The organism is Corynebacterium freneyi (assembly GCF_030408835.1).
GTDB lineage: Bacteria > Actinomycetota > Actinomycetes > Mycobacteriales > Mycobacteriaceae > Corynebacterium > Corynebacterium freneyi.
In genome coordinates, this window is record NZ_CP047357.1 from 34292 (window position 1) to 52371 (window position 18080).

Consider the following 18080-nt stretch of genomic DNA (forward strand, 5'->3'; position numbering starts at 1 on the left):
CCGGCGCCCCTACCGGCGACCCTCGGGCGCGAGCTTCAGACCGGCCTCGGCGGCCCGGGCGACCGGCGCCATCGACGCCACGCACACCACCGCACCGAAGAGCAGACACAGGATGATGCCCGCGACGTCGCCCAACCCGGTGATCCGGCCGACCAGCGGCGCGACGAGCGACAGAATGAACGGAACGAAGAAACCGATGTACGACAACGCGTAGAACACGCCGATCATGGCGCCGAGCTCGTCGGGACGGGCGATGGCCTCGACCTCGCGGAGCCCGGCGACCATCATGATGCCGTAGCTCGAACCGAGGATCAGCGCCGACGGGAACACCAGCGCCGCATTGTCGAGCCACACCGTCGCCGCCGCGGCGAGCATCCCCGCGCAGGCGATGCCCAGCGCCATCACCGACAGCGGCAACACGCCCTTCTCCGCGACGCGGGCGGCCGCAGGCTGGATGAGCATGCCCGAGATCATCGCGACACCGGCCAGCACGCCGATGTAGGCGATCTTCATGTCGATGTCCTGCGCGACGTAAATCGGCAACGTGACGAACGAGACCGTCACCGTGCCGAACACCCACGGCGCCCACGCCGCCACCGCCCACAGGAACGTGCCGGTCAGCGCAGTCTTGGGGATCAGCGGGCCGCGCCGGGCGGCCGCGCCGTCGGAGGGGAATTGGGTTTCCGGGGTGGACCACATGATCGGGGTGGCCGCCGCCAGCACGCACAGGAACACCAGGTAGGGCACCAATTTAGGCTCGGGCGCGAACTGCGCGACCAGGCCGGCGACCAGCGGGCCGCCGCCGAAACCCGCCGACACGGCGACGGTTGCGCGTCTGGGGCCGGCGGAGGGCTTGTCGGCGGACAGCTGCTTGATCCACGCCGCCCCGGACGCCATGGCCATGCCCACCGACGCACCGACGATGAAACGGCCCGGAAACAGCAGCCATTCCGGGCCGAACGACGCCGACGCGAGGATGACGGTGCCCGTGGCGGATACGAGCATCGCCGGGCGCAGGACGGCACGGCGGCCGCGGCGGTCGGAGATCGGGCCGAAAATTAGCAGCGCCGGGACCAGGCCGGCGGCGTAGATGCCGAACATCGCCGTCACGGAGGACTGGCCGGTGCCGTTGAGTTCGCGGTAGACCTCGAGCATCGGGGCGAAGAGGTTCGCGCCGAAACCGATGGCGAACATCGCCAATGCGACGCGAAGCCAGTCGCGGTGACCGAATGCGGGGCGCTCGGCGGCGGTGGAGGTCGCCGTCGAGTCCGCAGGGTGAGGGTCGGCCGCGGGTGGCGGGGTGGGTTCGTCGGGCTCGCCGGGGCTCCCGTGCGTGTTCCGCGTCACAGTCATGCGGCAACCCTACCGATGGAACCCCCGCGGGCGAGCGGCCGTTAACGGCGTTGAGGGGCAAACCCCCCGAATGGGGCCGGGCGGGCTTTACGACGGCCGGCGCCTCCGACAGCGGCCTTCGTCCCCGCTACCGGCCTTCCGAACGCAAATACGCGAGCACGGCCGAGACCCGGCGGTCGGCACCGTCGTCAAGTGGAAGCTTGGAAAAGATCCCGCCGATGTGCTTGCGCACCGCCGCCTCGGAGACGACGAGCTCCTCGGCGATCGCGTGATTCGTGCGGCCCTCCGCCATCAGCGACAGAACCTCGCGCTCGCGGGGCGTCAGCGTCGCAATGGGGCCCGACGCCGCCGCACCGCCGACGAGCGCGCGGACAACCTCCGGATCGATGATCGTCTGGCCGGTCGCCACCTCCGCGACCGCATTGAGGAAGTGACGGATGTGCGCGACACGGTCCTTGAGCAGATACCCCAAACCGCGGCCGCCGCCCGCCATCAGATCATCGAGGTAGGCCACCGACACGTACTGCGACAGCACGATCATCGGCAGCGTCGGGCGCTCCCGGCGGATCTGCGCGGCGGCGCGCAGGCCCTCGTCGGAATGATTCGGCGGCATGCGCACGTCCGTGATCACGAGATCCGGGACGGTGGCGCGCACGGCGGCGACCAGCGCGTCGCCATCGCCGACCGCAGCGACGACCTCATGGCCGCCGCGGCCCAGAACGGCCTCCACCCCCGCGCGCAGCAGGGGCGAATCCTCGGCGAGGACGATGCGCAGCGGGGAGCGCGCGGGGGTGGCGGCGGTCATCGGCGGGAATCCTCCTCGGGAGTCGGGGCGGTGTCGTTGGCGGCGTCTGCCTGGACGGTCGCCCGGTCGGCCGCCGCGGGGATGATCCGCGTCGGGCAGATCAGCGTCACCGTGGTGCCGCGCCCGTCGGGGCTGGTCACGGTCACGGTACCGTCGACGCCCGCCGCGCGCTGGCGCATCCCGCGCAGGCCGTGACCGGAGCCGTGCAGCCCGGCGGCCCGTTCGACGGCACCGCCGCGCCCGTCGTCGGCGATGGTCAGCGTCAACGTGCCGCGTCGCTCACCGCCGGCACCCGCGGCCGGACCATCCGCGCCTTCGGCCGGTTCATCGATGGCCGCCACGACCGTCGCCCGCGAGGCACCGGAGTGCTTGGCGACGTTGGACAGCGCCTCGGAGGCGAAGAAGAACGCCGCCTCCTCGATATGGCGGGGCATCCGCACCGACGGGACGTCGACGTCGACGGGCATCGGCATTTCGGCGGCGAGGTCGGCCACCGCCGCCCGCAATCCGTGTTCGGACAGCGCCCGCGGCTGGATGTTGCGGATGACGCGACGCAGGTCGGCGAGCACTTCGTCGACGTCGCCATGCACCTCGGCGGCCAGCTTGCCGGTGGGGCCCTCGGGGTCCTCGGCCTCGGCCATGCCCAGCTTCATGGTCAGTGCGACCAGCCGATGCTGGACGCCGTCATGCAACGCCCCCTCGATCCGCGCGCGTTCCATCGCCGCCGCGTCGAGCACGTCGGCGCGGGAGGATTCGAGGCGGTCGACGTCGGCGCGCAGCTGCTCCTCGTCGGGCGCCATCAGGGTCCGGCCCAGACGTCCGGTCGCCCACGCCCACAGCCCGGCGGAGTAGAGCAGCGCGATGGCGAAGACCACCGCCGCGACGACCATCCAGACCACGAGCATCCACGTCGGCAGCGGCGCGATGACGGCGTCGTACACGCCCTGGCCGAACTCTGCGTCGGTGGCGTTCGGGTCCAGCGCCTCCACGGGCGTGCCGTCGAAGAACGGCCACGGGGAAAACAGCATGGTGAACATCACCGGCAGGAACGCCACGCCCACGGTGAACGGAAAGAGCAGGAAGATCACCAGCGCCAGGTGCGCGAACTGGGAGAACGTCGGGGTACCGCCCTCGTCGGCGAGTCGGTCGATGGGCGGCCCGATGGCGTCGGCGCCGGGCCGGTCGATCAGTCGCAGGCGCCACACCTCGACGCGCAGCAGCGCCGGCCACAGCAGATTCCGGATCTGCGGCACCAGGCTGATCACCAGCAGCGGCAGGATGACCGAGCCGAGCACCGACGACAGCGCGAGCCCGACGATGATGTTGCCCAGTGCCAGCCACGGCCATTTCGTGAACAGGTAGCCCGGCCGCCGCAGCGCCTCACCGAGGGTCGCCGCCGGTCCGCGCCCCTCGGGGTGCTTTGCGACGGTCCGCGTGCCACGCGCCTCGGCGCCGTCGTAAAGCGAAGTGTCGTTGGTGTACGTGGTGTTCATGGCGGGTCCTTCCGTATCCCGGTGACGGGGCCCTGTTGCTCCGTCTGACCCAATTTCACCGTTCCACCAGCGAAAATACAGTGGCTCCCGCGCCCGTTTCACGGTGGCGCGTACGCTACCCCCGCCGCCTGGGCGGGAACCATCTGGGGCGGCGGGGAGTTGTGCAGGGGTCCCCGAAAACGCGAAAATCGCTGGAATGCGGCCGGTCCCCGGGTCCGCGAGCTGCGACGAAGGAGCCCCGTGCAGACGATCATCGATTGGTCAGTGTCCCTCATGGGCGTCTTCGGTCCGCCGGGCATCGCGTTGGCGATCCTCGTGGAGACGATCCTGCCGCCGGTGCCTTCGGAGCTGTTCCTGCCGCTGGCCGGGTTCACGGCCACGACCGGCAAGTTCACCTGGTGGAGTGCGGTGGCGTGGGCGACGGGCGGTTCGGTGGTGGGCGCGTTCGTGCTTTACTGGGCCGGGGCGGCGCTGGGGGCGGAGCGCGTACGTGCGATCGCGGAGAAGCTTCCGCTCACCAGGGCATCCGACGTGGATTACGCGCTGGAGTGGTTCGGCCGACACGGAGAGGCGTCGGTGTTTTTGGGCCGCATGGTCCCGGGCATCCGGTCCATCATTTCTGTGCCTGCGGGACTGTGGCGGATGCCGTTGCTCAAATTCGCCCTGTACACGACCGCGGGGTCGACGATCTGGAACGGCGTGCTGGTGTACCTGGGCGTCATCCTCGGTGCGAAGTGGCACATCGTCGGCGAGTGGATCGACAGGTTTTCGGTGGTCATCTACGTCGCCTGCGCGGTGGTGGCGGTGGTGGCCGTCGTGCTGCTCGTGCGGCGGCGCAGGCGCGAGCGCGAGGGAGACCGGACGGCTACTTCAGGCCGTGGACCCGACGCATGAGGGCCAGCGTCGCCTCGGTGGGCAGCGCCCGCGTCAACGGCACGACCAGCCCCGCCCTCGATCCCCGGGCGACCAGGGGCAGCGGGCGCTCGGCGGTGATTTCGTGCATGACGGTCTCGGCGACGTCGTCGGCGGAGATGCCCTTGGCCTCGTTGGCGTCGAGGTTCTTCAGCATGGTCAGGGCGTCGTCGCGGTAGGGCGAGTCGATGTCGGCGCCGTACTTGGTGCGGCGGTTGGAGATGCCGGTGTTGATGCTGCCCGGCTCGACGACGGTGACGCCGATGCCGAAGCGCGACACCTCCCCGCGCAGCGACATGCCGAAACCGCGCAGCGCCGCCTTCGTGGCCACGTACGACGACCGGTGGGGCAGCGGCAGACCGCCGAGCATCGAGCCGACCAGGATCACGCGGCCGCGCCCGGCGTCGCGCATCGACGGCAGCAGGCGCTGAACCAGATCCACCTGTCCCAGTACGTTGACCTGGAACAGCCTGTTCAGGGCGTCGGCGGGCAGCTCCTCGAAGGGGCCGGACTGGCTTTCGCCGGCGTTGGCGATGACGACGGACGGGGCGCCGCCGGAGATGACTTCGTCGGCTGCGGCCGTGATGGAGGCGCGATCGCCCATGTCGAGGGCGATCATCTCGATGCCGTCGGGGTGCGGGGCGTCGGCGCCCTTGCGGGAGGTCCCGACGACGTCGAACCCGGCGTCGCGCAACGCCTCGGCGCAGGCCCAGCCGATGCCGGAGGACGCGCCGGTGACCAGCGCGCGGCCGGAAACGGCGGGGAGTTTGGGGCCGTGGGTCAACGTGGTGCGGGGCAGGGCCATGGCGTGGTCCTTTCGGTAGGGGCGGGGCGGGTCAGCCCAGCTTGCGGGCGCCGATCTTCATGCCGCCCTCGCGGAGGCGTTCGACGAGGGCGTCGCCGATGCCGGACGCGGGGGTGAGTACGCCGGTCCGGTTCGGCAGGCGGTCGCGGTCGAATGCCAGGGCCAGGGCGGCGGCGGAGATCATCATGGCGGTGCCGTCGTAGCCGGGGTCCTTCTCCAATTCGACGCGGCTGGTCCATTGGGCGCCCGACAGGGTCAGCGAGTGGACGTCGATGGTGAAGCGGCCGTGGGCGCGGTCCTCCTCGGACGGGCCCTCGCCGGGTGCGGGCAGCTTCTTGTCCAGCAGTTTCGCCGTCGGGCCGAACGTCATGCCGCCGATGAGCGCACCCATGGCGGCCTTGAACGCGCGGGCGCGGACGGCCGACTTCGGGCCGCGGCCGACGGACATGACCTCGCGGTAGCGGAAGCCGTCGCCGTAGCCGTCGGGGCCCTCGGCGTCGAGCAGGGCGGCGGTGCGACGGACGACGCGGGTGTTGTACGGCGCCATGAAAAACGGTGCGAACGCGCCGGTCTCGCCGAGGTAGATGTCGCGGCGAGGGACGATGGGTGCGTCGTCCTGGCGCCTGGGCCCCGGCCCCTCGAGTCCGGGGTTGAGCGAGTAGGCGGTGCCGGCGATGCGGGCACGGTCGGGGTCGGCCTTGACGTCGTTGAGCTGTTGGCGCAGCGAGTCGATGGTGCCTCCGGACACTCCGCCGCGCATGTGGGTGACCACGAGGGTGGTTTCGCCGAGGTTGCCGTCTCCGGCGGCTGCGGCGGCGTCGTGAAGCACCTTGACGCCGATGTCGGAGGGGATCGAGTCGAAGCCGCACGAGTGGACGATCCGCGCGCCAGTCGACTGCGCCAGTTCGTGGTTGGCGGCGATGGAGTCGTGTGCGAAGAGCACTTCGCCGGTCAGGTCGACGTAATCGGTGCCGGCGGCCGCGCAGGCGTGGGCCAGCGGGTGGCCGTAACGGGCGTACGGCCCGACGAGGGTGAGCACCACGCGGGTGGATTCGGCCAGTGCCCGCATGTCGGCGTCGGAGGCGGCGTCGGCGACGATGAGCGGCCAGTCCGCGGCGGTGTCCGGCAGGTCGTCGCGCAGGGCCGATAGTTTCGCGCGGTCGCGTCCGGCCAGTGCGATGGAGGTTCCGGTGGGCGCGTGCGCGGCCAGATGCTTTGCGACGAGCCCACCGACGAATCCGGTGGCCCCGAACACCACGATGTCGTGTGGGCGTTCGGTGCGGTCGGTGGCGGCGTCGCTGATCCGGTCGGTGCGGTCGGTGGCGTTGTCGTCCCGAGTCATGGTCCCACGCTATCGGGGCCGCGGGATTCTCGCGGGGTTTTTCGCCATTCGTTTGTAGACAGCTCGGTCTAAGGGCATAATGACGGGCACCCCGCTCGCCGTCGGCGGGCCGTGCCCGTCACGCGCCCGTCGGCGGCGTGCACCGATTACGAGCAGGAGAAGATCGCAATGAGCCAGGCCGACGCCGACCAGTCCCACGCCCCGAAGGACGGCGCCGACTACGACTCGACCCACGAGGTGGCGCATCCCGAGCGTGCCTTCGACACCGCCGCCGTGCGCGCCGGCTACCACCCGGATTCGCTGTACGGCCCGGTGAACGTGCCGATCTACGCCAGCTCGACGTTCGCGCAGGACGGCATCAACGTGCTGCGCGGCGGTTTCGAGTACACCCGTGTGGCCAACCCCACGTCGGCCGCGCTGGAGGCCGCGATCGCCGAGCTCGAGGGCGCCCGCTACGGCCGGGTGTTCGCGTCGGGCATGGCGGCGACGGACATCCTGCTGCGCGCGTACCTGCGCCCGGGTGCGCACATCGTCATTCCGAACGACGCCTACGGCGGGACGTACCGCCTGGTGGACACCATGTTCGGCGACTGGGGCGTGGAGTACTCGGTGGCCGACCTGGGCAGCGTCGAGTCGGTGCGCGCGGCGATCAGGCCGAACACGAAGATCGTGTGGATCGAGACCCCGACGAACCCGCTGCTCACCGTCGGCGACATCGCGGGCATCGCCGCGGCGGTCAAGGAGGCCAATGCGGAGCTGGGCGCGGACGCGAAGCTGATCGTGGACAACACGTTCGCCTCGCCGTACCTGCAGCGCCCGCTGGAGCTGGGCGCGGATGCGGTGCTGCATTCGACGACGAAGTACATCGGCGGCCATTCGGACGTCATCGGCGGTGCGGTGGTCACCAACGATGCGGCGCTGGATGAGGAGCTGGACTTCCTGCGCGGCGGCATCGGCGCGACGCCGAGCGCTTTCGACGCGTTCCTCACCGCCCGCGGCCTGAAGACGTTGGGTCTGCGCATGGACCGCCACTGCGACAATGCCGAGAAGGTCGCCGCGTTCCTGGAGTCGCGCCCGGAGATTTCGCAGGTCCTGTACCCGGGCCTGGAGTCGCACCCGAATCATGAGGTGGCGAAGTCGCAGATGAAGCGTTTCGGCGGCATGGTGTCGGCGCGCCTGGCCGGTGGCGCGGAGGCGGCGGCGAAGCTGTGCGAGTCGACCCGCGAGTTCCTGTTGGCGGAGTCGCTGGGCGGCGTGGAGTCGCTCATCGAGGTTCCGGCCGGCATGACCCACCAGTCCACCGAGGGCACGCAGCTGGAGATCCCGGCGGATCTGGTGCGCCTGTCCGTGGGCATCGAGGACGTCGACGACCTCATCGCGGACCTCGCGCAGGCTCTCGACCGGCTCTAGGAGGGCGGCCCCTGGTTCGTGCTCAAGCACCTCATGCCCACCGCCGACGTGCCCGTGGTGCAGCTGCCCATCAACGCCGAAAAGCCGCTGCCGCTGCCGGCCCGCCGGTCACGCCACCCAGCGACCCGCATCGGCCAGGGCGAGGATGTCGTCGTTCAGCGCGGCGACGGGCGGAGTCATGTCGACGGCGCGGCGGCGGATCATCCCCAGCTCGCGGTGGGCCGCCGGGGCGATTGGCCGCAACACGATCCCCGTCACGGAGAGAAACGGATCGTCGATGGGCAGCAACGCCACCCCCAGACCGGCGCTGACCAGGCCCGCGACGGTGGTCAACTCCATCGACTCGAAGACGAGGCGGGGGCGGAACCCGGCGGCGTCGGCAAGCGAATCCAGCAGCAGCCGCGTGCCGTAGCCGGGCAACATCGCGATGAACGGATCCTCCTCCACCGACCGCAGGCGCAGCGGCGCGGCCGACCCGGCTAGGCGGTGATCGGCGGGCAGGCCGACGGCCAGACGCTGGCGGGCCAGGGGCGTCCACTCGAGGGGGCCGTCGGCGAGGGATTCGGGGGGCTGCGGGCCGACGAGCGCGAGGTCGGCCTCGTCGGCCAAGACACGGTCGACGAGCAGGCGGGCGGCGCCCTGATGCAGGGAAATCGCCGCATCCGGCCTGGTGGCGCGGGCGGCGCGGAGGATCTCCGGGACCATCCACGTGCCCAGCGAATGCATGAAGTCCAGGCGCACGGGGCCCTGGGCGGGGTCGACGAGGCGGGCGACCTCGGCGGCGCCGGCGCGTAGGGCATCCGTCGCGGCGCCGGCGGCTTCGGCGAAGGCCCGGCCGCGGGCGTTGAGCTCCAGGCCCCGGCCATCGCGGTCGAAGAGTCGCGCGCCCAGCGTCGCCTCGAGTCTGGCGAGGCGCCGCGACAGCGTCGGCTGCGGGATGCCCAGATTCGCCGCCGAGTCGCCCATGTGGCGGGTGCGCGCGAGGTCCAGGAACCAGTCGAGGTCGGTGGGGATCATGAAACAACGGTATCCCACGAGGGGATATGCGCGACATGCAATGGATCATCCCGGACAATGCATTGGAAGTATCGAAGGCCCCGGCGCACCATGGTCGACATGAGCAACGAGCAGCACACGGTCGCATCTCCGGCGATTCCGGAGGGGCTGACGCCCGGAGCCCCGGGTTTCCGCCGCGCATTGGTCGCGGTGCTTTTCGCCGGCATCGCCTCGTTCCAGGCGCTGTATGCGACGCAGGCGCTGCTGCCGGTGCTGACGGAGGACCTGGCCATCAGCCCCGCGACCGCCGCCCTGACGGTGTCGGCGGCGACGGGCGGCCTGGCGTGCGCGATCATCCCCATGTCGGTGCTGTCCGAACGGTTCGGACGGCGCCCGATGATCCTGATCGGCGCGGTGCTGGCCACCCTCCTCGGTCTCACGCTCGCGCTGGCGCCGTCCGCGTCGGCGCTGATCGGCCTGCGCCTGATCCAGGGCCTGGTCATCGCGGGCGTCCCGGCGGTGGCGATGACGTACGTGTCGGAGGAGGTCCACCCGCAGCACGTGCCGCGCATCATGGGCCTGTACGTGGCGGGCACGACGGTGGGCGGGCTGCTGGGCCGCATCATCCCGTCGATCGTGCTGGAGTTCGCCGGCTGGCGCGTGGCGACGGTCGCCTCGTCGCTGGTCGCCCTCACGTTCGCGGTGGCCACGGTGTGGTTGCTGCCGCGCCAGCGGCGCTTCACGCCGAAGCAGCTGACGCCGGGCGGCGAGATCCGGGCGTTGGTCGGCCACCTGGGCAATCCGCGGCTGCTGGGCCTGTACGCCCTGGCGTTTTTGTCGATGGGCGCGTTCGTGTCGCTGTACAACTACGTCGGCTTCCGCCTGGGCGACACCTTCGGCTTGTCGGCCGCCGCGGCGGGGCTGGTGTTCCTGCTCTATTTGACGGGCACGTGGACGTCGGCGCGTGCGGGCTTCTTCGCCCAGAGCATCGGTCGTCGTGAAGCGATGCTCGCCGCGATCGTCGCCGGCATCGCGGGCCTGGCGCTGACCGCCACCCCGTGGTTGGCGACGGTGCTGCTAGGCGTGGCGGTGTTCACGGGCGGGTTCTTCGTGGCGCATTCGTTGGCGTCGTCGTCGGTGGGGCTCATCGCGACGGAGGACCGGGCGGAGGCCAGCTCGATGTACCTGTTCAGCTACTACCTGGGGTCGTCGGTGGTCGGGTGGGTCTCCGGCCACGTGCTGGGCTGGGGCGGCTGGGGGGTGCTGGTCTGCTGGCTGATCGGCCTGTTCGTCCTCGCCGGGGCGGCGACGGTGGTGGGCACGAGCGGCATCCGCGGCCCCCGGCGGCAGGCGTCTTAGCCGACCACCAGGTCGCCGTCGTCGGCGGCCATGGGGGCGGCGCCGGCGGGGTGGCGTGACGGGCCGGACACGACGTCGCCGGTGTCGATGTCGAAGTGGGAGTTGTGGTCGGGGCAGATCATGACGCCGTCGCGCACGGCGTTGATGCGTCCGCCCTGGTGGGGGCAGCGCACGGACCAGGCCTTGAACACGCCCTCTTCGGGCTGGGTGACCACGTAGTCGCCGACGACGGTGCCGCCGCCGACGGGGACGTCCGCCGCGGCGACGCGTTCGACGTCGGAGCCGGGCGCGCAGGCGGCGAGGAGGGCACCGGCGGCGGTGGTGGCGGTGCCGAGCAGGAATCCTCGGCGGGAGCAGGAGAACTGGGGGGCTGCCTTGTCGTTCATGCCCATCAGGGTACCCGGCGGGCATTGCTTGACGACGGCCCGTCGGCACGCGGAGACGGCAGCGTCGCGGGGTGCGCCGGGACCCCGATTCGCGGGCCCGGCAGTGCTCAGGGTCGGGGGCGTTCGCCGAAAATGGCGCGGCCGACGCGGACGGTGGTGGCGCCTTCGGCGATGGCGAGTTCGAAGTCGCCGGACATGCCCATCGACAGTTCGTCGAGCGTGACGCCGTCGGGGGCGTTCGGCGTGAGGCGGTCGCGCAGTTCGCGCAGGGTGGCGAAACACCGGCGCACGTCCTCGTCGCCGTCGGGGGAGGAGGGGTCGGCGATCATGGCCATGGTCATGAAGCCGCGCAGCCGCAGGTTCGGGTAGGGGCCGTCGGGGCCGAAGTCGGCGACGAACGCTTCGGCGTCGTCGGGTGCGACGCCGGCCTTCTGGGGTTCGTGCGACGTGTTGACCTGGATGAGCACGTCGAGGGTGCGGCCGGCGTCGCCCGTGGTGCTGCCGGGGTCGCCGGTGGCATTGGCGCCGCCGTCCAGTCGGCGTTGGAGTGCGGCGGCGACCTTGGGGCGGTCGAGCGCCTGGAACTCGTCGGCGAAGGCCGCCAACTGCCCGGCCTTGTTCGTCTGCAGCGGGCCGATCACCGCCCAGCGCGGCAGGGGAGTGATCGCAGTAGGGGGTGCATCGGCGGCATCGGTGGAGGCGGCTCCTGCGGCGTCGGCGAAGAACGCAGCCTTCGCGGCCGCCTCCTGGACGCGGTTTTCGGCGAGCGTCAGGCATCCGGCGTCGCGCAGGGCCGGCCAGTCGGCGAGCACGGCTGCGGCGGGCACCGTCTTGCTCACGGGCAGCAGGCGGATCTCCGAGGGGTCGCGGCCGGCGGCGCGGGCGGCGTCGCCGATGCGCGCCCGGATCGCGTCGTGGCGGGCGGTGACTTCCGCGGGGCTGGCGGGGGCCGCTCCCGCAGGGGCGGCGGCACCGGCGGGAGAAGCTGACTCGTTGTGCTCCATGGTCTCCACGCTACCGCCGCCCCGGTTGCCGCTCGCCCGCCGATCGGGCGCTGGGCCGTCTGCCGCAGTGGGGTTCGCGGCATCCGTGGGCCGCCGCGTCTTGCCGACGGGCGCGATCCGGCGGGTGCGGTACGTTCGATTCATGCTCCAGGATCGATTGATCGCGGTGCCCGATCGGTGGCGCCGTCTTGCGGCCGTCGTCGCCGCCCTCTTCGCCGTTGGCGTAGTCGGCTATCAGATGTACCGCGCGGCAACGTATTACATGATGGACGTCGAGGTCTTCCAGGACGCCGGCTGGGCTTTGCGCCGCGGTCGGGACCTGTATTCGGAGGACTTCCCCACGCGTTCGGGGTACCGCTTCATCTACCCGCCGTTCGCGGCGCTGTTGTTCTATCCCATGACGTGGGCGGGGCCGACGACGCTGCAGATCATCTGGACCGCCGCGACCATTGCCGCAGTGTGGGCGATGGTGTGGATGGTGGCCACGCGCCTGCGTGTCCCGTCTCCCGCCCTGGTCGCGGGGCTGCTGCTGGGTCCGGCGCTGCTGCTTGATCCGTTGTGGGAGAACATCAACTTCGGCCAGATCAACGTTTTCCTGGCGTTGCTCGTCGTCGCCGACGTGCTGGGCTTTCTGCCGCGCAAGCTCCGCGGCCTGGGCATCGGCATCGCCGCGGGCATCAAGATCACGCCGGCGGCGTACGCCCTGATTTTCCTGGTCCGCAAGGATTTCCGGGCGGTGCTGTCCAGTTTCCTGTGGTTCCTGGTCACGGTCGCCATCGGTTTCGTCATGCGTTTCGACGAGTCCATCTACTTCTGGACCGACGAGTTCTTCGAGGGCAACCGCGGCGGCGCCCCGACCTACGAGGCCAACCAGGCGTTGTCCGGCCTGCTGGCGCGGGCGACCATCGAGGATCCGGCGTTGAACATCATCGTCATGACGTGCTTCGTCATCGGGGCGATCCTGGCGGGCATCGCCGCCTTCCGATACGAGCAGCGTGGGCTGCGCGTCGAGTCGCTGGCCGTCGTCGCCCTGGCGGTCTGTTTCGTCGGCCCGTACACGGTCAGCCACCACTGGTCGATCACCATGATCTTCCTGCCGCTGATCTTCACGCTGCGCCGCCCGTGGCAGGTCGCCCTGGCCATCGGCTTCTACGTCGCCCATTTCCTGGCGCCCTACGGAACGTTCCCCGGCAATCCCTGGGGCCACGCCCTCAACCCCGCCGAGTGGGTGTGGGGCAACCTGCAGGGCATCTTCGGCGGCATCGCCTTCGTCGCCTTCATCGTCTGCGCGCTGCGTCCAGCGGATCCGGAGCATGCGCTCGACGGGAATGAGGCGGACGTCGCAAAGCAGGACCCGGCCCGCAGCTGACTTTCCTGGGCTGACCGGTCGAAACCGATCGACACCGAACCGGCCGTCCGGAGCTGACCGACCGGGGAGAGCCGCCGCCTACCTGCGCCGGTTGGTGCGCTTCGTCGCCTGCGCGGTCCACGGGTCCTCGGGCCACGGGTGCTTTGGGTAGCGGCCGCGCATCTCGGCCCTGACCTGGGCGTAGGGGCCGTCCCAGAAGCTGCGCAGATCCTGCGTCACCGCCAACGGACGCCCCGCCGGCGACAGCAGCTGCAGCTGGACGGCCACGCGCCCGTCGACGAGGGCGGGCGTGTCCGCCAACCCGAAACACTCCTGCAGTTTCGCGGCCAGAACCGGCGGGGCAGACCCTTCCTCCGCCGCAGCACCAACCTCCGGGTAGTCGACCCGGATGCGCGACCCGCTGGGCACCTCCAGGCGTTCGGGCACGAGTTCGTCGAGGCGGGCGGCCTCCGGCCAGGGCAGCAGGCCGCGCAGCTGGTCGACGCCGATGGGCCGCAACGTCGGCTCCGTCATCGCCGTCCCGAGCAGTTCCTCCGCCCTCGCGGCCAATCCCGCGTCGCTGACATCCGGCCAGGGGGAACCGAGTTCGCGGTGCAGCAGGGCAAGCCGCCGACGCAGTACCTCGGCCTCGGCGCCGAACCCGACATGCGTCCGCAACGCCGTCGGGTCGGCGGCGAACAGGTCCCGCCACGCCCGTCGGCATTGCTCGGCGTCGGGGGCCATCGGATGCGCCCCCAATTCGATCGCCCCGAGCAACTCCCGGCGCCGCGCGGTGACCTTCGGTTTGCCGACGCCGCTTCGCGCCTCACCGGAGTGCTTTGCGACGCCGACCTCCTCCACTTCCCTCGCCAACCCCGCGGCGGCCCACGACGCCAGCTCGCGGGACGCCGGTGCGGCGGCGCGGATGACGGCTCCGGCGCGACCGGCGAGGCGCCCACCGGCCCGGCCGACGTCGGAGACGGCCAACCACTCGTGGCCGCGCAGCTCCGGGGGAGCGGTGGCGGCGGTACCGCCGGTGAAGAGGTATTCGTCGGAGTCGGCGGAACGTCGCTTCGCGATCCGATCGGGCCAGGCCAGCGCCGTGACCAGTGCGATCGCATCGGCCTTCGTGTGCGCCGGCACCGACTTCGGCAGCCGATCCATGGTCTCGGAAATTGCGGCCACCGCCGCCGAATGTTCCTCGACCAGGCGCTTCAGGCGCGAAGCGTCGGCACCGGAACGGGTGCCGCCACCAGGAGCGCGGGTGAGGTCGCCGCGCGGGGAGTCGTCGAGAAGCGACACCGCATCCGCCGCTTTCGCCGCGCCCAGCACCGACGCACCCGCCAGCAGCGCACGGCCGAGCCGCGGGTCGACGGGCAGAGCGGCGAGAACGGTGCCCAGGTCGGTGATGCGCGCGGTGGCCGCAGCCGACGCGGTGGAGATGGTGTTCGCGGCATCGGAGGTGGTCGCGGTCGTGGTGGCGGCTGCGTTTTCGTCCCCGAGGTCTATGGCCCCCAACGCCGCCAGCGTCGAATGGGCGGCGGCGACGTGGCGGGGCGGGGGAGCGTCGGGAAGCGGCAGTCCGACCGCACCGGGCGTGCCCCATGCGGCGACGTCGAGCATGGCGCGGGTCAGATCGGCGACGGCGATCTCCGGCGCGGGCCACGCATCCAGGCCGCCCCACTCCGACTCGCCGATGCACCGCACCGCCAGGCCCGGGCCCAGGCGGGCGGCGCGACCGGCGCGTTGCTCGGCCGACGACCGCGCGCACGACGTCGTGACCAGCCCCGACATGCCCCGCGACAGATCCAGACGGGGACCGCGCGACAGGCACGCGTCGACGACGGCCCGCACCCCCGGCACCGTCAGCGACGACTCCGCGATCGCCGTGGACACGATGATCCGCCGCGGTCCATCCTGCGACCCGCCCCGGACGACGCGATCCTGTTCGCCGGTGTGCAGCCGACCATGGAGGGCGAGGGCCTCGACGCCGCGCCCGCCGCCGTCCGGCGCCATCCGCTCCAACGCGCCGACGACGTGCTCGACCTCGCGGACGCCCGGAACGAACACCAGGACGTCGCCGCCGTCCGGCGCATCGGCCAACGCCTCCACCGCCTCGCGGGCCACGTGATCCAGAAACTCCCGGGTCACGCCGCGATGATTCAGGCGGGCCACCGACGCCGGCGCCCACCGCACCTCCAACGGGTGCAGCACCGAATCTGCGGCGACGACGGGCGCCGGCGCGCCGGGCGTGCCCAACAGACCGGCGAAGCGTGGCGCGTCGACGGTGGCGGACATGGCCACCAGCGTCAGATCATCGCGAAGCTCCCGCAGATCCCGCAGCATGCCCAGCAGAATGTCGGAGTCGAGATTGCGTTCGTGGACCTCGTCGAGGACGACGGCCGAGACGCCGGGCAGGTCGCCGTCGCGAAGCAAGCGCCTGGTGATCACGCCGGGAGTGGCGAATTCCACCGATGTTTCCCGTGAAACCTTCCGATCTCCGCGCACCGTGTAACCGACCGCACCGCCGAGTTCGACGCCCGCCAGATCCGCCAACCGCCGCGCCGCCGCACGCACCGCCACGCGCCGGGGAGCCGTCACGATCACCCGGCCGCCGCCCTCGCCGCCATTCGCCCCCGCACCACCGGCCGCCGCCACATGATTGGCCACCACCGGCGGCACCACCGTCGTCTTGCCCGTGCCCGGCGGAGCCTGCACGACGGCCACCCCACCGGCCAGAGCCTCGTCCAGATCCCCCGCCACCGCGGCGAACGGCAACCCCGCGCCGATGGCGGTGACGTCGAAAAGCAAAGAACCCGAAGAACGCTGGCAGGTCATGGCCCCAAGCATGCCAGCAGCCCCGCAAAGCGAAACCACCCCTTCACAGGGGCCCGGAAACGGACGCGGCTTTCACGGGCAAACGTAGAATCGGGGGCGATGGACATCATCGACAGCCACTTCCACATCATCGGGGCCCGCGACCTGCAGCCGGAAAAGGCCTTCGCGCCGCCCCCGTTCACCGTGGACCGGTACCTACAACTCACCGACCGCATGGCCGACGCCGACCGATGGTCGCGCGTCATCGGCGGCGTCGTCGTCGGCGGATCAGCGCAAACCCGCGAAGAAACCCTCGCCGAAGCCCTGGAGGAACTGGAAATCGAGGCCCGGTCGCGCGGATTCGCCCGCGACGAGGGGCGCAACTTCATCGGCATCATCACCGGCACCACCGACCTCGGCGCCGACCGCGTGCTCGAACTCGATGCGAAGGGCATCCGCGGCATCCGCTTCAACCTGTTCAAGGGCCAGGAAATCGCCGTCGGCGACCTGGAAAACCTCGCCCGCAAGGTCCACGACCTCGCCGGATGGACCACCGAGGTGTACTTCGACGTCTCCTCCCGCCCCGAAGTCGCCGACCTGCTGCCGGACCTGCCCGCCGTGGCCATCGACCACCTGGGCATGTCCGCGCCCGGCGTCGACCGCGTCGTCGAACTCGCCGGCGAAGGCGTGCGCGTCAAGGCCTCCGGGTTCGGCCGCCTGGAATTCGCCGTCGCCGACGCACTGGAACGCATCCACGCCGCCAACCCCCGCGCCCTGATGTTCGGCACCGACCTGCCCGGCACCCACGCCGCCCGCCGCTTCGACCGCAGCGACGTCGACGTCATCCTCGACGTCCTCGGCGAATGGGAGATGCCGCGGGTCATGCGCGACAACTCCCTGGCGTTCCACAAGTTCGACTAGGGGTCGCATTCCCGCGGGGCCGCGATCCGGGGCGGGGAGTAGTGTTCGTGGCATGCGTGACTTGAGTCGCTTCGCCTGGCTGTCGGTGGCGGCGGCGATCGTGACCATCGCTCTGAAAACGACCGGCTACTTCGTCACCGGCTCCGTCGGTCTGCTGTCCGACGCCGCCGAATCACTGGTCAATCTCGTGGCCGCGGTGGTGGCGCTGGTGGTGCTGAAGGTCATCGCCAAACCCGCCGACGACGACCACGAATTCGGCCATTCGAAGGCCGAGTACTTCTCCGCCGGGCTGGAGGGGGCGATGATCCTCGTCGCTTCCGGCTTCATCATCGCCGCATCGATCGGCCGACTGCTCGACCCGCAGCCCATCGAGCAGATCGGCCTCGGCCTGATCCTCAGCGTCGTCGCCTCGGTGGTCAACCTCGTCGTCGCGATCATCCTCATCCGCGCCGGCCGGACCCACCGGTCCATCACGCTGACCGCCGACGGCAAGCACCTCATGACCGACCTGTGGACCTCCGCCGGCGTCGTCGCCGCCGTGTTCCTCGTGTGGCTCACCCAATGGTGGTGGCTCGACCCAGTCATCGCGCTGCTGGTGGCCCTGAACATCCTGATCACCGGGTACAAACTGCTCATGGAAGCCGGCGGCGGCCTGATGGACAGGGCGATGGACGGCGCCGACCGCGCCGACGTCGACCGCATCCTCGACTCCCACCGCGACCCGGCCCGCAACATCGACGTCCACGAAATCCGCACCCGCGTCTCCGGCCGCCAGGAATTCATCGAATTCCACGTCCTCGTCCCCGGCAAATGGTCCGTCGAACACGGCCACGACATCCTCCACGCGATGGAAGACGACCTCCGCGACCGGTTCCCCGGCGTCCACATTTCCTCCCACCTCGAGCCCATCGAGGACGAACGCGCCTACGACGACGTCGACCTGTGACCGCCCCGGTCACGGGCCCCGCGACGGGGTCACCCGGCCCCGGGCACCACGGCGCCGCCGCCGACCCCGGTGCCGGGCCGACACGCGGAACGTCGCAAAGCAACCCCGTTTTCGCCATTTGCGCGAAACCCCTGTGACTGCGCTCACCCGGTCCTAAACTCGCGGACGGAACGCCCGCGAAGG

Annotated in this window: 15 protein-coding genes; 6 read left to right on the forward strand and 9 right to left on the reverse strand. The window is 71.0% G+C overall.

Going from position 1 to position 18080, the window contains the following annotated elements:
* Positions 1-9 precede the first annotated feature (9 nt).
* From CFREN_RS00165 to CFREN_RS00175, 3 genes are all read right to left on the reverse strand, one after another.
* Entirely contained in the window at positions 10-1353 is a 1344-nt protein-coding gene (locus CFREN_RS00165; RefSeq protein WP_209651505.1) for an MFS transporter, read from the reverse strand.
* A 127-nt stretch (positions 1354-1480) separates the two neighbouring features.
* The gene (locus CFREN_RS00170; RefSeq protein ID WP_217124646.1) at positions 1481-2158 is read right to left on the reverse strand and encodes a response regulator transcription factor; all 678 of its coding nucleotides are present in this window, start codon (positions 2156-2158) and stop codon (positions 1481-1483) included.
* A complete protein-coding gene (locus CFREN_RS00175; protein ID WP_209651503.1) occupies positions 2155-3651 on the reverse strand; it encodes a sensor histidine kinase in 1497 nt (498 codons plus the stop codon). Before CFREN_RS00175 ends, CFREN_RS00170 begins: the two co-directional genes overlap by 4 nt.
* Before the next feature lie 240 nt (positions 3652-3891).
* Between CFREN_RS00175 and CFREN_RS00180 the strand changes: the two genes are divergently transcribed.
* Positions 3892-4545, forward strand: a complete 654-nt coding sequence (locus CFREN_RS00180) for a DedA family protein (protein WP_246580151.1) — start codon at positions 3892-3894, stop codon at positions 4543-4545.
* On the opposite strand, the gene CFREN_RS00185 is transcribed toward CFREN_RS00180, so the two are convergent.
* Together CFREN_RS00185 and CFREN_RS00190 are read right to left on the reverse strand one after the other, a co-directional pair.
* Complete coding sequence (locus CFREN_RS00185; RefSeq protein ID WP_209651501.1) at positions 4517-5368, reverse strand: SDR family oxidoreductase; 852 nt, start codon at positions 5366-5368, stop codon at positions 4517-4519. The two genes, CFREN_RS00180 and CFREN_RS00185, sit on opposite strands and share 29 nt — an antisense overlap.
* A 31-nt stretch (positions 5369-5399) precedes the next feature.
* Positions 5400-6710, reverse strand: a complete 1311-nt coding sequence (locus CFREN_RS00190; protein WP_070519670.1) for a saccharopine dehydrogenase family protein — start codon at positions 6708-6710, stop codon at positions 5400-5402.
* A 111-nt stretch (positions 6711-6821) separates the two neighbouring features.
* Here CFREN_RS00190 and CFREN_RS00195 point away from each other — a divergent pair, with 111 nt between their 5' ends.
* The gene (locus CFREN_RS00195; RefSeq protein WP_246580152.1) at positions 6822-8120 is read left to right on the forward strand and encodes a cystathionine gamma-synthase; all 1299 of its coding nucleotides are present in this window, start codon (positions 6822-6824) and stop codon (positions 8118-8120) included.
* Positions 8121-8228: 108 nt separating this feature from the next.
* Here CFREN_RS00195 and CFREN_RS00200 read toward each other — a convergent pair whose 3' ends face one another.
* Entirely contained in the window at positions 8229-9137 is a 909-nt protein-coding gene (locus CFREN_RS00200) for a LysR family transcriptional regulator (protein ID WP_070519672.1), read from the reverse strand.
* A 99-nt stretch (positions 9138-9236) separates the two neighbouring features.
* Between CFREN_RS00200 and CFREN_RS00205 the strand changes: the two genes are divergently transcribed.
* Positions 9237-10475, forward strand: a complete 1239-nt coding sequence (locus CFREN_RS00205) for an MFS transporter (protein ID WP_070519721.1) — start codon at positions 9237-9239, stop codon at positions 10473-10475.
* Here the strand turns inward: CFREN_RS00205 and CFREN_RS00210 are convergent.
* Positions 10472-10861, reverse strand: coding sequence for a Rieske (2Fe-2S) protein (locus CFREN_RS00210; protein WP_209651499.1), 390 nt, complete (start codon positions 10859-10861; stop codon positions 10472-10474). The two genes, CFREN_RS00205 and CFREN_RS00210, sit on opposite strands and share 4 nt — an antisense overlap.
* A gap of 107 nt (positions 10862-10968) precedes the next feature.
* Complete coding sequence (locus CFREN_RS00215; protein WP_209651498.1) at positions 10969-11865, reverse strand: YggS family pyridoxal phosphate enzyme; 897 nt, start codon at positions 11863-11865, stop codon at positions 10969-10971.
* Between the two features lie 142 nt (positions 11866-12007).
* Between CFREN_RS00215 and CFREN_RS00220 the strand changes: the two genes are divergently transcribed.
* The gene (locus CFREN_RS00220) at positions 12008-13234 is read left to right on the forward strand and encodes a glycosyltransferase 87 family protein (protein ID WP_209651496.1); all 1227 of its coding nucleotides are present in this window, start codon (positions 12008-12010) and stop codon (positions 13232-13234) included.
* 78 nt (positions 13235-13312) lie between these two features.
* Here the strand turns inward: CFREN_RS00220 and CFREN_RS00225 are convergent, their stop codons facing one another.
* A complete protein-coding gene (locus tag CFREN_RS00225; RefSeq protein WP_209651493.1) occupies positions 13313-16051 on the reverse strand; it encodes an ATP-dependent RNA helicase in 2739 nt (912 codons plus the stop codon).
* A gap of 99 nt (positions 16052-16150) precedes the next feature.
* On the opposite strand from CFREN_RS00225, the gene CFREN_RS00230 reads away from it, so the two are divergent.
* The gene (locus CFREN_RS00230) at positions 16151-16951 is read left to right on the forward strand and encodes an amidohydrolase family protein (protein WP_070519676.1); all 801 of its coding nucleotides are present in this window, start codon (positions 16151-16153) and stop codon (positions 16949-16951) included.
* A 52-nt stretch (positions 16952-17003) separates the two neighbouring features.
* Positions 17004-17897, forward strand: a complete 894-nt coding sequence (locus CFREN_RS00235) for a cation diffusion facilitator family transporter (RefSeq protein ID WP_209651491.1) — start codon at positions 17004-17006, stop codon at positions 17895-17897.
* Positions 17898-18080: the final 183 nt, after the last annotated feature.

Excerpts from the sequence above, each read along its gene's own strand:
- CFREN_RS00165 (WP_209651505.1), bottom strand. The coding sequence starts at position 1,353 with ATGACTGTGACGCGGAACACGCACGGGAGCCCCGGCGAGCCCGACGAA.
- CFREN_RS00170 (WP_217124646.1), bottom strand. The coding sequence starts at position 2,158 with ATGACCGCCGCCACCCCCGCGCGCTCCCCGCTGCGCATCGTCCTCGCC.
- CFREN_RS00175 (WP_209651503.1), bottom strand. The coding sequence starts at position 3,651 with ATGAACACCACGTACACCAACGACACTTCGCTTTACGACGGCGCCGAG.
- CFREN_RS00185 (WP_209651501.1), bottom strand. The coding sequence starts at position 5,368 with ATGGCCCTGCCCCGCACCACGTTGACCCACGGCCCCAAACTCCCCGCC.
- CFREN_RS00190 (WP_070519670.1), bottom strand. The coding sequence starts at position 6,710 with ATGACTCGGGACGACAACGCCACCGACCGCACCGACCGGATCAGCGAC.
- CFREN_RS00200 (WP_070519672.1), bottom strand. The coding sequence starts at position 9,137 with ATGATCCCCACCGACCTCGACTGGTTCCTGGACCTCGCGCGCACCCGC.
- CFREN_RS00205 (WP_070519721.1), top strand. The coding sequence starts at position 9,237 with ATGAGCAACGAGCAGCACACGGTCGCATCTCCGGCGATTCCGGAGGGG.
- CFREN_RS00210 (WP_209651499.1), bottom strand. The coding sequence starts at position 10,861 with ATGAACGACAAGGCAGCCCCCCAGTTCTCCTGCTCCCGCCGAGGATTC.
- CFREN_RS00215 (WP_209651498.1), bottom strand. The coding sequence starts at position 11,865 with ATGGAGCACAACGAGTCAGCTTCTCCCGCCGGTGCCGCCGCCCCTGCG.
- CFREN_RS00220 (WP_209651496.1), top strand. The coding sequence starts at position 12,008 with ATGCTCCAGGATCGATTGATCGCGGTGCCCGATCGGTGGCGCCGTCTT.
- CFREN_RS00225 (WP_209651493.1), bottom strand. The coding sequence starts at position 16,051 with ATGACCTGCCAGCGTTCTTCGGGTTCTTTGCTTTTCGACGTCACCGCC.
- CFREN_RS00230 (WP_070519676.1), top strand. The coding sequence starts at position 16,151 with ATGGACATCATCGACAGCCACTTCCACATCATCGGGGCCCGCGACCTG.
- CFREN_RS00235 (WP_209651491.1), top strand. The coding sequence starts at position 17,004 with ATGCGTGACTTGAGTCGCTTCGCCTGGCTGTCGGTGGCGGCGGCGATC.